This window comes from Kribbella pratensis (genome assembly GCF_004365355.1).
GTDB lineage: Bacteria > Actinomycetota > Actinomycetes > Propionibacteriales > Kribbellaceae > Kribbella.
On record NZ_SODP01000003.1, the window covers coordinates 1,098,861 to 1,111,695 of the forward strand.

The 12,835-nt window shown below is 67.4% G+C and carries 10 protein-coding genes; 6 read left to right on the forward strand and 4 right to left on the reverse strand.

What is annotated here, in order from left to right:
- The first annotated feature begins 24 nt into the window (after positions 1-24).
- A complete protein-coding gene (locus tag EV653_RS33250) occupies positions 25-1,815 on the forward strand; it encodes a sialidase family protein (protein WP_134108832.1) in 1,791 nt (596 codons plus the stop codon).
- 2 nt (positions 1,816-1,817) lie between these two features.
- Here the strand turns inward: EV653_RS33250 and EV653_RS33255 are convergent, their stop codons facing one another.
- The 4 genes from EV653_RS33255 to EV653_RS33270 are packed head-to-tail and all read right to left on the reverse strand — an operon-like array spanning position 1,818 to position 5,219.
- The gene (locus EV653_RS33255) at positions 1,818-2,624 is read right to left on the reverse strand and encodes a hypothetical protein (protein WP_134108834.1); all 807 of its coding nucleotides are present in this window, start codon (positions 2,622-2,624) and stop codon (positions 1,818-1,820) included.
- Positions 2,618-3,763, reverse strand: a complete 1,146-nt coding sequence (gene dgoD, locus EV653_RS33260; protein ID WP_134108836.1) for a galactonate dehydratase — start codon at positions 3,761-3,763, stop codon at positions 2,618-2,620. The genes EV653_RS33255 and dgoD overlap by 7 nt, the downstream gene beginning before the upstream one ends.
- Positions 3,760-4,485 (reverse strand): FadR/GntR family transcriptional regulator, encoded by a 726-nt coding sequence (locus EV653_RS33265; protein ID WP_238160594.1) that lies wholly within the window; start codon positions 4,483-4,485, stop codon positions 3,760-3,762. Before EV653_RS33265 ends, dgoD begins: the two co-directional genes overlap by 4 nt.
- Before the next feature lie 11 nt (positions 4,486-4,496).
- Positions 4,497-5,219 carry an SDR family NAD(P)-dependent oxidoreductase gene (locus EV653_RS33270; protein ID WP_134108840.1) on the reverse strand — a complete coding sequence of 241 codons (723 nt, stop codon included), beginning with the start codon at positions 5,217-5,219 and terminating at the stop codon, positions 4,497-4,499.
- Between the two features lie 218 nt (positions 5,220-5,437).
- Between EV653_RS33270 and EV653_RS33275 the strand changes: the two genes are divergently transcribed.
- From EV653_RS33275 to EV653_RS33295, 5 genes are all read left to right on the forward strand, one after another.
- Complete coding sequence (locus tag EV653_RS33275; protein WP_134108842.1) at positions 5,438-6,727, forward strand: ABC transporter substrate-binding protein; 1,290 nt, start codon at positions 5,438-5,440, stop codon at positions 6,725-6,727.
- 151 nt (positions 6,728-6,878) lie between these two features.
- A complete protein-coding gene (locus tag EV653_RS33280; protein ID WP_238160595.1) occupies positions 6,879-7,832 on the forward strand; it encodes a carbohydrate ABC transporter permease in 954 nt (317 codons plus the stop codon).
- Positions 7,829-8,644: a carbohydrate ABC transporter permease gene (locus tag EV653_RS33285; RefSeq protein WP_238160596.1), complete on the forward strand. Its 816-nt coding sequence runs from the start codon at positions 7,829-7,831 to the stop codon at positions 8,642-8,644. Before EV653_RS33280 ends, EV653_RS33285 begins: the two co-directional genes overlap by 4 nt.
- Entirely contained in the window at positions 8,641-10,614 is a 1,974-nt protein-coding gene (locus EV653_RS33290; protein ID WP_134108844.1) for an alpha-galactosidase, read from the forward strand. Before EV653_RS33285 ends, EV653_RS33290 begins: the two co-directional genes overlap by 4 nt.
- 47 nt (positions 10,615-10,661) lie before the next feature.
- Positions 10,662-12,755 (forward strand): NPCBM/NEW2 domain-containing protein, encoded by a 2,094-nt coding sequence (locus tag EV653_RS33295; protein ID WP_134108846.1) that lies wholly within the window; start codon positions 10,662-10,664, stop codon positions 12,753-12,755.
- Positions 12,756-12,835: the final 80 nt, after the last annotated feature.

Below are 12,835 nucleotides of genomic sequence, written 5' to 3' on the forward strand. Positions count from 1 at the left end.
GTTTACTTTCAGGAGGCATCCGCCATGCCCAAGCTCAAACTCGTGCTGCCGGCGCTGGCGCTGGTCGCGCTCAGCATCCCGACGACTCCAGCGCAGGCCGCCATCACCCAAACCGTGCTGTTCAACAAAGGGGACGCCGGCTACGGCTGCTACCGCATCCCCGCGATCGTGAAGACCAAGGCGGGCACGCTGCTTGCCTTCGCCGAAGCCCGGCGTACGTGGTGCGCGGACTCCCAGGAGATCGACCTCGTGCTGCGCCGCTCCGAGGACGACGGCCGGACCTGGTCGGCGACCCAGACCGTACTGTCCGGCACCGACTCTGATCCCGATGCCGTCGCCACCCGCGGCAACCCCGCCCCGATCGTGGACTACGAGACCGGCCGGATCGTGCTGCTGTCCACGATGGACCCCGGCACGACGAGCCGCCCGCGGACGCCGTACGTCCAATTCAGTGATGACGACGGGAAGACGTGGAGCAAGGCCGAGAACATCGGCGACCAGATCGACGACCCGGCCTGGGGCTGGTACGCGACCGGTCCGGTGCACGGCATCCAGCTCACCCGCGGCGCCCACGCCGGTCGGCTGGTCGCAGGCACCAACTACGACAACGGCGCCGGTCAGAACGCCGGCCAGCTCGTCTACAGCGACGACCACGGCCAGACCTGGCACAAGGGCGCGACCGATCTCCGGTCGGACGCGACACCGCAGGAGATCAGCGTGGTCGAGAAGGTCGACGGGGGCGTGTACGCCGGCGCCCGCAACAACGCCGGTACGTCGGGCGCGAGCCGGATGGCCGCGGTGAGCAACGACGGCGGGCAGACGTTCGCGGCGCCGTTTGCCACGATTGCGGGGCTGACGACGCCCGTCGTGCAGGGTTCGTTGCAGAGGATGCGAGCCGTCGATCAGGGCGACAAGTACAACCGGATCCTCTTCGCGGCCCCGGCGGATCCGGATCGCCGCCGGTACATGACGATCCGCTCCAGCTTCGACGAGGGAAAGACCTGGCAGACCGTTGCCCAGGGCACCCGAATTACCAGCGACTGGTCCGGGTACTCCGACATGGCCATCCTCGACACCGGCGAGATCGGCCTGCTGTACGAAGGCGGTACGGTCGACGCGCGCGACCAGATCCGCTTCGCCCGCTTCACCGAGAACGACATCGGCCACCCCGACGCACCGCTCGGCGCCACCACACCCGACATCAGCGGCCTGCACAACGACAGCTACCTGCGCGGCGGACCCACCACGACGACGGGCAAGTTCGGCCAGGCCAGAGACTTCGACGGCGTCGACGATGCGCTCCAGCTCCCGTACGCCGAGTCGCTCGCGGTCGGGGCGGGCGATTTCACCGCGATGGCCTGGATCAAGTACGGCGCCAGCACGACACCGCAGGCGATCTTCTGGGGCTACAACATCAACGAGTTCTCGCAGTTCTGGCTCCGGGCCGAACCTGCGGACGGGCGGATCCGCGGCCTGATCACGACGGGCGGCAACACCGCGGCCGTTCAGACGACGAAGGCCTACAACGACAACGCCTGGCATCATGTCGCGTTGCAACGCAAGACCGGCACGCTCTCGATCTGGGTCGACGGCACTCAGGCCGCGAGCGTCACCGCACCGAGCGGCTCGGTCAGCCCTGGCCGCCCGTTCAAGATGTACGTCGGTCAACGGCTGGACGGCGCCCATCATTTCGACGGCTCGCTCGACGAGGTCCGTCTCTACAAACGTGCCCTGACCGCGACGGAGATCAACAGCATCCGCACAACCAACAGCACGACGGTGCCGAACGTCGTACTCGATCTGCCGCTCGGGTGACATCACACTGGCCTGGCGGACAGCGTGAGCCGCCAGGCCAGCTCACCACTCGCCGGCACGACCACGGCGTCATCAGGCCCGGCCTCCGCGAGGTCGAACACTCGGCCGAGCATCGGCTCTACTCCGAGACTCCGGTACGGCGCATCGGCAGGGAAGCCGCCTTGGTTCCGCCACAACGCGGTGGAGACTGGTTGCCCCGGGCAACTCAACGTCACCGTGAGCTCGGCGCCGCGATCCCGCACCGAAACCGTTGGGCAGTCCACCAGAACCGCACCCACGGCGGTCCCGTCGGAGTCGCCGTAGACGGCCAGATCCAGCGGAGTCGGCCACACGGCTGTGACCCACGGTGCGTCGTCCGGCCAGGCCCATGGGAGCAGAGCAGCGGCCTCGGGGTACAGCCGGCATTCAGTCCCGGGCGGAGGCGAGATGAGTGCACCTGCGGCACAGTCGAGCAACGCGTGCGCGGCCCAGATGAACCGATAGCCCGGGACTGCTTCGAGGTGGTAGTCGACCGTGAGCGTGTCAGTTCCGGGAGTGAAGGCGCGAGTCAGCACCGCGCCGTCGTACTCGACGGAGCCGTCCCACGGCTGGTTCCACAGGGCGCCGTGGTCGGGTGTGCCGCGCACCGTGGGGAAGCATTCGTCGAGGCCGCCGGCGTCGATGAAGGTGGCCAGGCCGGCCCGCGATCCGGTCACGAGGCCGGGCCCGTGCCAGAGCCACTCCCGCCCAGCCAACTGTAGAGAGGTCCAACGACCACCGTCGGTCGGGTCGACGGTCACGAGCCGGCCGGCGGCGTACTCGGTCACCATTCGGCGAACGAGCCGTCTTCGTGGGTCCACACCGGGTTGCGCCAGGTGTGACCGATCTTGTCGGCGGCCCGCACGGCGGCCTCGTCGACCGTGATCCCCAAGCCGGGCAGGGGATTCCACTCCGCGTGCCCGTTCACCCAGGTGAACGGCGCCGGATCCACGACGTACGAGGTGAGGTCGTTCGACAGGTTGTAGTGGATACCGCGGCTCTGCTCCTGGATCAGGAAGTTCGGCGTTGCGAACGACACCTGCAACGAAGCCGCCAGTGAGATCGGCCCGAGCGGACAATGCGGCGCAAGCATCGCGCCATGCGCATCCGCGAGTACGGCGATCCGTCGCAACTCGGAGATCCCGCCCGCATGGGACACGTCCGGCTGTACGACGGCGACGCCCGCGTTCAAGGGCGCCATGAACTCGGCGCGGTGGTACAGCCGTTCTCCGAGCGCGACCGGGATCGTCGAGGTTTCCACCACCGAGGACAGATGTGCCATTTGCTCAGGCAGCACCGGCTCCTCGACGAACATCGGCTGCAGGCCCTCGACCGCGTGCAGGATCCGCCGCGCGCCGGCAACACCGACGCGACCGTGCAGATCGATGGCGACATCACGGGAATCGCCGAGCACCTCGCGTGCTGCGGCGAGCCGGGTGACGATGTCGTTGACCTCGGCAACCGATGGCGACGTCTGGATCTGACCGCTGGCATTCATCTTCACGGCCGTCATACCGGCCGCGACCTGCTCCGCGACGGCGTCACCGATAGAGGCCGGCTCGTCCCCGCCGACCCACGCGTACACGCGAACCCGATCACGGACCCGTCCCCCGAGCAGTGCCGCGACAGGAGCGCCGTACACCTTCCCGGCGATGTCCCACAGAGCATGGTCGAGGCCGGCGACCGCGCTGCTGAGCACCGGGCCGCCGCGATAGAACCCGCCTTTCGTCAGCACCTGCCAGTGCCGCTCGATCTGCAGCGGGTCCTGGCCGATCAGGTACTCCGCGAGCACGTCGATCGCGGCCCGCACAACTTCCGCGCGGCCCTCGACGACAGGCTCGCCCCAGCCGACGACGCCGTCGCTCGTCTCGACCCGGCAGAACAACCAGCGCGGCGGGACGAGGAACGTCTCGATCTTCTCGATCTTCACCGGCGCCGCCGACGGGTCGATCCGCGTACTTCGGTGAGGTCCTCGGCCGCCTTCGCCAGCAGCTCGCGCATCGCGAGCTCGGCGCCCTCGGGGTCGTGCGCGCGGATCGCGTCCACGACGAGCCGGTGGCTCGGGATCGGATCGTCCGACGGCTTCACCGTGTGCACCAGCCGGTCGCGGTCGGCGAGCCCGGTCTCCATGATCACTTCCATCTTCGTCAGCAGTTCGTTTCCGGTTGCTGCCAGCAACGCCCGGTGGAACGCGAGGTCCGCGGCCGCCGCGGCGAGGTTGTCGTCCGCCGATTCCATCCCCGCGAGTGCCTCGTCGAGTGCCGCGAGGTCAGAGTCGTCCGATCGCAGCGCGGCCAGCCGGGCCGCGGCAGGCTCGACGATCCCGCGGACCTCGTGCAGCTCCTCGAGCAGCTCTGGCCGGGAGTCGGCATCCTTGAAGTGCCAGCGGATCATGTCCGCGTCGAGCAGGTTCCAGTCCGACCGCGGCCGGACGAACGTGCCGCGCTTCTGCCGCGCGTCGACCAGGCCCTTCGCGGTCAGCACCTTCAACGCCTCACGGATCGCGGTCAGGCTGACGCCGAGGTCGGACTGCAGCTCGGTCACGTTGATGGTCGCGCCCTCCGGAATCTGCCCGGACAGGATGCGATCCGCCATCACTTCGACGATCTGCCCGTGCAAACCACGCGACACCCCACGCTGAATCCCCGTCACACCGCTCTCCCTCACGCCGAGTCCTTTACCGCGGACCATCCGCCGTCGACCAGCAGGCTGGCCGCTGTCACGAACGACGCCTCCGACGACAGCAGGAACGCCACCGCCTGAGCCACCTCGTCCGGCTGGCCGAGCCGCCCGAGTGCCGTCGCCTGCGCACTGCGCTCGCGCCCCTCGGCGTCGACGCGGTCCCACATCGCCGTCACGACCGGGCCCGGAAGCACGGTGTTCACCCGGATCGAGCGACCGTACTCGACGGCCAGCTGACGTCCGAGCGAGATCAGTGCGCCCTTCGTCGCGGCGTACGCCGGATGACCGGGTAGCCCCGCGATCGCGTGCACGGACGACACCAATACGACGGAGCCGGCGTTCGCGGCGAGGTCGTCGTACAGCGCCTGGAAGCCGAGGAAGGATGCGCTGAGGTTGACGTCGAGTTGGCGTTGCCACGACGCCGGGGACAGTTCGTGGGCCGGCTTCACGTCGACGACGACCGCGTTGCTGACCAAGCCGTCGATCGGGCCGAGTTCGTCGCGGCCGCGGGACCGGACCTCGGCCCAGGTGTCCGGCGACGCGACGTCGCCGACCACGCTGACGGCCTTGCCCGGCAGCTCCTTGCACGGGTGGATGTCCACCTGCACGACCTGCGCACCCTCGGTCAGCGCCCGTTCGACGCAGGCCGCGCCGATCCCCGACGCAGCCCCGGTCACCGCGATCACCCGTCCAGCCAGCCGCACCCGCGCCTCCTCACGTCACCCCTACCCAAGCACGCAGGCAGGCCCGTTCCAACGATGAACGAGCCATCAGTTGACCGTGACGCCGCTGTCCCGTCAAGCGATTTGCTCGTAATTTACGAATTAATATTGACACCTGGGATCGTCCGCCGCAAGATCGTCCGCAACACACCACTTACTCGACTGGCATCGCCGGTCGGGCAGAGCTCAGGAGTTTCGGCATGACGGGTCTGGCAGCAGATCGGCGGACGTTCCTCAAGGGACTCGGGCTACTCGGGGCGGCCACTCTGGTCCCCGGATGCGCGACCTCGACGAAGAGTCCGGGCAGCGGCAGCGCGGCGACTGGTGAGCTCTCGCTGCAGTCCAACCTCTCCAGCGAGCAGGCCAAGGCCGCGATGGAGAAACTCGTTGCCGCGTACAACAAAACCGGCGGGTCGCAGGTCAAGCTGAACACGGTCGCCGCGGAGATCTTCCGGACCCAGCTGCCGACGTACCTGACCTCGGCGAACCCGCCGGACGTCTACACCTGGTACGCCGGGTCGGTCGCGGACTCGTACGCGAAGAAGGACCTGCTGCTCGACGTGACCAGCGTCTGGGACAGCATGGGCAACTACTCCAAGGCGATGCAGTCGCTGTCGACGAGCAGCGCGGGGCAGAAGATCTTCGTGCCGACCAGCTACTACTGGTGGGGCATGTTCTACCGGAAGTCGAACTTCGCCAAGTGGGGCGTGACGCCGCCGAAGACCTGGGCCGAGTTCGTTGCCGTGTGCAAGACGATCCAGAGCAAGGGCATCCCGCCGATCGGGATCGGGCTCGGTGACACGCCGTGGGTCGCGTCGGCCTGGTTCGACTACCTGAACATCCGGATCAACGGCGCGCCGTTCCACCGCAAGCTGCTGGCCGGCGAGGGCGACTTCACCGATCCGAAGGTGAAGGCGGTCTTCACCAAGTGGCGCGAGGTGCTGCCGTACTTCGACCCGAAGGGCAAGTCGTTCCCGTTCCAGGAGGCGACGTCGGCGCTGCTCGCGGGCAAGACCGGGATGTTCCTGATCGGGACGTTCTTCGCCGACTCCGCTCCCAAGGACGCGCTGGACGACATCGACTTCTTCCAGTTCCCGATCATCGATCCCGCTGTGCCGGTTGCCGAGGAGGCGCCGACCGACGGCTACTTCGCCTCGAAGAAGGTGAAGGATCCGGAGGGTACGAAGAAGTTCCTCACCTGGCTGGCGACGCCGGAGGCGCAGAACATCTACGTGCAGAGCTCCTCCGGTACGGCGATTCCGGCCAACCCGGACGGGAAGTCCGCCGACACCGCGCTGGTGAAGAAGGGCAAGGCGATGATCGAGGGCGCCGCGGAGATCACGCAGTTCTTCAACCGCGACTCGAGCGACGCCCTCCAGCCCACGGCCGACGCCGCCCTCACCAAGTTCCTCGACAAGCCAGACCAGATCGACAAGATCCTCGCCGACTGGCAAGCCGCAGCCCAGAAGGTCTTCAAGGCGGGAGCATGATGTTGCTGGGCAAGAACTCCTGTGCGCTTGTTCCCGCCGCGCCCTGCCTCCGGCGGGGCGCGGCGGGAGATAAAGACGGAGCGAAGCCAAGGGGCGTTGGCCGCCGGGCTGGGAGCGGCTCGGGTGGAGCCGGATGCGCGGAGGTGGTCGGATGACGTCCACCGTGGCGGAGGCGGCGCAGCCGGTTGCCCGCTCCGGCGACCAGGCAGGCGGCGGAGCCCGCCGTCCTCGCCGGACTGGCCCACGACGAGTCTCGCCTCTCATCCTCGCCTTTGTTCTCGTCCCGTTTGTGATCGAAGCGGTGTGGGTGTTCTGGCCGGCGTTGCAGGGGTTCTGGTTGGCGTTGACGAGTTGGGACGGGTTGTCGGCGCCTCGGTTTGTGGGGTTCGGCAACTTTTCTGACATGGTGTCGGATCCGATCTTCCGGACCGCGTTGAAGAACACGGCGATCTGGCTGGTGTTGTTCGGTGGGTTGAGTGTGATCGGCGGGTTCGGGATGGCGTTGCTGTTGCAGCGCGAGCGTCGCGGGGTCGGGATCTACCGGGCCGCGCTGTTCACCCCGGTCGTGTTCTCGCTGGTCGTCACCGCGCTGATCTGGCGTGTCTTCTACCAGCCGGATGGACTTGTCGACACGGTGTTCCGGACCGTTGGCCTGGGCAACTTCGTCCGCCCGTGGCTCGCCGACCCCGACACCGCGCTGTACGCCGTGATCGTGCCGGCGCTCTGGCGACAGATCGGGTACGTGATGGTGCTGTACCTGGCCGGCCTGAAGGCGGTCGACCCCGCACTGTACGAAGCGGCGAAGGTCGACGGCGCATCGGCCTGGCAGCGCACGCGGTATGTGACGATCCCGCAGCTCAAGGGCGTGAACTCCGTCGTCCTGTCGGTGATCGTGATCGACTCGCTGCGATCCTTCGACATCGTCTGGTCGATGACGAGGGGCGGGCCGTACCACTCCTCCGAGCTGCTCAGCACGTACATGTACTCGACCGCGTTCCAGTCCACGCAGCTCGGCTACGCGTCGGCGCTCGCTGTGGTGATCTTCCTGCTCGCCCTGGCCGTGATCCTCGGCTACCTGATCCGCGCCTTCCGGGAGGAATCGTGATTCGCCGTACCGGGTACCACGTGGCGATGTCGATCGTGTCGTTCCTGTGGGTCGCGCCGATCCTGTGGGTGGTCGTGATCTCGTTCCGCAGCTTCGACGACGTCGCCGCGAACGGACTGGGATCGTTGCCGCATTCGTTCACGTTCTCGACGTACAAGTCGGCCTGGGAGGACGCGGACGAGTTCCGGGCGCTGATCAACAGTCTGCTCGTGACGATCCCGGCGGTGCTGCTGAGCCTCGGGCTGGCCTCGATCGCGGCGTACGGGCTGGCGCGCTACTCGATCCCGTTCCGGCGGACGATCCTGTTGCTGATGTTGATGGGCAACCTGTTGCCGCCGCAGATCCTGCTGATCCCGATCTCCCGGTTCGTGGAGTTGATCGGGTACTACGACACGCTCATCGCGCTGATCGCCGTCCATGTCGGGTTCGGGCTCGGGTTCTACACGTTCGTGCTGCACGGCTTCATGCGGGACCTGCCGCGCGAGATCCAGGAGGCGGCGACGATCGACGGCGCGGGACCGGGTCGCATCTACTCGAGTGTGATCCTGCCGTTGACGCGGCCGGCGCTGGCCGCGCTCGGTGCGCTGTCGTTCACGTGGATCTTCAACGATCTGCTGTGGTCGATCACGGTGATCCGCTCCGGCGAGAAGATGCCGGTCACACCGGCTCTGCTCGGTCTGCAAGGGCTGTTCGTATCGTCGTGGAACGTGATCGCCGCCGGCACCGTGATCGCGGCCGTGCCGACAGTGGCAGTGTTCCTTCGTTTCCAGAAGCACTTCGTGGGCGGGCTGGCGATCGGAGCCGTGAAGTGAGGACGTGGACGCTACGCGGTACGACGACGTCGTACGTCGTCGGCGTCCCCTCGCATGGTCAGTGGGCGCAGCTGGTTGCCTGGGGCCCGCATGAGGGTCTGGCACCCGTCGAGATCGTCGGCACGGAACACTTCGTCCCCCGCGCGGATGTCGAGCCGCTGGAGTACGCCGTCCGCGGGGTCAGGTACACGGCGCCGGTGGACCTGGTCGTGTCCACTCCTGGGGGAACGGACGAGTTCCGGCCTGTCTTCGTGGAGGCTCGTGAGGACGACCACCTCGAGCTCGAGTTCGTCGAGACCATCCGGCTCGTCCTGCATTACCGGATGGTCGGCGACGTGCTGGAGCGCTGGGTCTCGGTCCGCAACGACGGGACCGACGAGCTGACGCTTCATCGGCACGACTCGGCCGGGTTCGTGGTGCCCGGTGAGAACACGGTCAAGTACCTGTGGGGCGAGTGGAACAGCGAGTTCCGGCAGGCTTCGGTGACGTTGCCGCGGGGCCGGTTCACGATCGGAAGTGCGCAGGGGATCACCGGGCACTCGTACTCGCCGTTCCTGGCGACCGAGGGGGACGTCGCGTACGGCGTACAGCTCGCGTGGTCCGGATCGTGGGAGATGTCAGCCGACGTCGACACCACCGGACTGCTTCGAATCCAGGCAGGGCGCGTGTCGTCGAGCCAGGGGATCGCGCTCGCGCCGGGGGAGACGTGGGAGTCGCCGAAGGCTGTCGGGGCTTGTAGCGCGGAAGGCGCCGACGGACTCGCGCGCGCTTTCCACGACTACGAGCGCGCGGGGTCGCGGACGCGGATGCCGCATGTGTTGTACAACTCGTGGTTCGCGACCGAGTTCGACATCCGGGCAGAGCATCAGCTCGAGCTGGCACGGCGGGCGGCGAGTATCGGCGTCGAGACCTTCGTGGTGGACGACGGATGGTTCGTCGGGCGGTCGGACGACACAGGTGGGCTCGGTGACTGGGAGGTCGACCCGCAGAAGTTCCCCGAGGGGCTGGACGGTTTCATCACCCGACTGCGCGGGTTGGGTCTTGATTTCGGTTTGTGGATCGAGCCTGAATCGGTCAGCCCGAAGGCGCAGCTGGCCCAGGATCATCCAGAATGGATCCTGCGGACGGACGGCTTGGAGCCGGTGCTGGTGCGGAACCAGTTGCTGCTCGATCTGAGTCGGGACGATGTCCGCGAGTTCATCTGGAGCACGCTGGACCGCCTGTTGTCGACGTACGACATCAAGTACCTGAAGTGGGACGCGAATCGGCCGCGCTTGGACTCCGGCGATCAACGCCGCGATCTCGACGGCCGGGTAGTGGCGAATCTCTACGCGATCCTGGATCGGTTGAGGGACCGGCACCCGTCGGTGTACGTCGAGGGGTGTGCCGGCGGCGGGGCTCGGGTCGATCTGGGGATGGCCTCGCGCGTCGACACGTTGTGGCCGAGTGACAACACAGCCCCGCTGGATCGGCTCAGGATTCAGGAGGGTTTCCGGACCGGGTTCGCGCCGCACCTGATGAGCTCGTGGGTGACCGATGCCATCGGCACCCATGACGGTCGCGAGCGCTCGCTCGACTTCCGGTTCCATGTCGCGATGGCCGGCGTACTCGGGATCGGCGCTGACCTGTCCCGGTGGACCGACGAGCAGTTGAAGACGGCAACTCGTCATATCGAGCAGTACAAGGGCTTTCGAGAGTTGATTGCCAATAGCAAGGTCTATGGGCTGTCGGCCGGCGTGCAGTACGTCGGCACCGAGCTGTCCGTGGTGTTCCTGTGGGAGACCGGTGACGGCAATGTGCGTGGCACGCTGCCGACCCGGCCGCGGCGGGTGCCGCTGGCCGGGCTGGATCCGGCGAAGAACTACCGGGTGGGATCGGAGACCTACCCGGGCAGCTACCTGCTGCAGGTCGGGGTCGCGTTCGACGGCCCGGCCGACTCGCAGTGCCTGATCGTCGAGGCACTGGACTGACCCCCGTTCCGCTCAACGACAGTGCTTTCTCTTGAAGGGGACAACTGATGAGGCGATTCCTGGGTGGGGTGATCGCGGCGGCACTGGTGGCCGGCGCGTTCGCGGCCACCACGACCCCGGCTGTGGCGGCTCAGGCCACAGCTACAGCTACCGCGCCAGCCGCCGCACCAGCCACAGTGCTCAGCCCAACGCCGTACATGGGCTGGAACACGTACTACGGTCTCGGCGGCGACTTCACCGAGGACACGATCAAGTCCGTAGCGGACTCCCTCGTGAGCCGCGGTCTCGCGAAGGCCGGCTACGACATCGTCTGGCTGGACGGGGGCTGGCAGGCCGACCAGTCCCGCAGCGCGGCCGGTGACCTGGTCCCGAACCCGGCCAAGTTCCCGAACGGTCTGAAGCCGCTCGTCGACTACATCCACAGCAAGGGCCTGAAGGCCGGCATCTACACCGACGCCGGTCCGTACATCCCGGGCAAGTGCGGTCTCGGCAGCGGCGGCTACTACCAGCACGATGCCGACACCTTCGCGGCCTGGGGCTTCGACGCGGTCAAGGTCGACTATCTGTGCGGCATCGCGGCCCACCTGGACCCGAAGACGGTCTACACCGAGTTCGCCCAGGCGCTGCGGAACAACGCGAGCCACCGGCCGATGATCTTCAACCTCTGCAACCCGGTCACGTCGCCGGACTGGGGCAACTACCCCGAGTCCCAGCAGTCGATCAACTCCTGGTCGTACGCGCCGGCGATCGCGCAGTCGTGGCGCACGTACACCGATGTCGGCTTCCAGGGTGACATCAAGTTCAAGGACGTACTGCGCAACTACGACGCGAACGCGCGGCACCCGGAAGTCGTCAAGCCGGGCGCGTTCGGTGACCCGGACTACCTGGCTCCCGAGCTTGGGATGACCGACGAGGAGTTCCGGACGCAGCTCACGCTGTGGGCCGTTGCGGCTGCTCCGCTGGTCGTCGGCAGCGACATACGGAAGCTGTCCGCGACGACGATCGGGATGCTGACGGATCCTGACGTCGTCGCGATCAACCAGGACAAGGCCGCAGTACAGGCGGTCCGGGTCGGCGCGGCTGGCACGACGGAGACATGGGTCAAGCGGCTCGCTGATGGCGGTCGCGCTGTCGTACTGCTGAACCGGGGCGACAGCGCGAAGACGCTGACCACGACTGCGTCGGCAGTCGGTCTGCAGGGCTCGCGGTTCACGCTGAAGAACGCATGGACCGACAAGGTGACCGAGAGCGGCGGCGTGATCAGCGCGGCGGTCCCGGCGCACGGTACGGCGCTCTTCCGCGTCGAGCCGGCTCGCGGCGTACCGGGGGTGCCGCACGTGACGGCCGGGATTCCACAGGTGACGAAGGTCGGCACGGATGCTCAGCCGGCGGATGCTGCTCCGGTTGTTGCCGGTGGCGACGAGTTGACGGTTCAGGTCAATGTCCGCAATGACGGCGTACTGCCGGTATTCCAGCCGACCGTCACTGTTGCTGGCGGCAACGGGTGGACCGTCAAGCCGTTGTCCGAGGCACCCGCGGTCCTTGCTGGTGGCGAGCAGGCGAACTTCACCTTCACGGTCAAGCTGCCCGCCGGTGCGACTCCCGGCACGGCGAGCGTCACCGCGCTGACGGCATACCAAACGGTATTGTATGGAGCGCAAAAGCAGACGACCGCGCTGTCGTCAATCGTGATTGCGCCGGCGCCGCCGAGTGGGACCGTGCCGCTGTCGCACCACGACTGGATCACGGCGACCAGCGGTTGGATGTCGCCGACCATCGACCAGAGCGTCGGCGGCGGTAATCCGATCAAGCTCACCGGGACGACGTACCCGACCGGTATCGGCGTCGCCTCCCCGTCGCTCATTCGCTACTACCTCGGCAAGTCGTGTTCGCGGCTGACCGGTGTGGCGGGCATCGACGACGTGGTCAGCAACGTCGACACGGCGGGCGGCACGTCCACCTTCCAGGTTGTCGGCGACGGCAAGGTCCTGTTCGACAGCGGCACCGTCGACCGCTTCACCCCGAAGCAGTTCGACGTGGACCTCACCGGCGTACGCGTCCTCGACCTGGTCGTCGGCGACGCAGGCGACGGCGGCTACAACGACCGCGCCGACTGGGCCGCACCAACCGCAACCTGCTGATGAGGTGGGTGGACCGGCAACGGTCCACCCACGCCTCGGACGTGTGGCACTGACCAAAGTCCCTCTCACCCGCCCGCCCA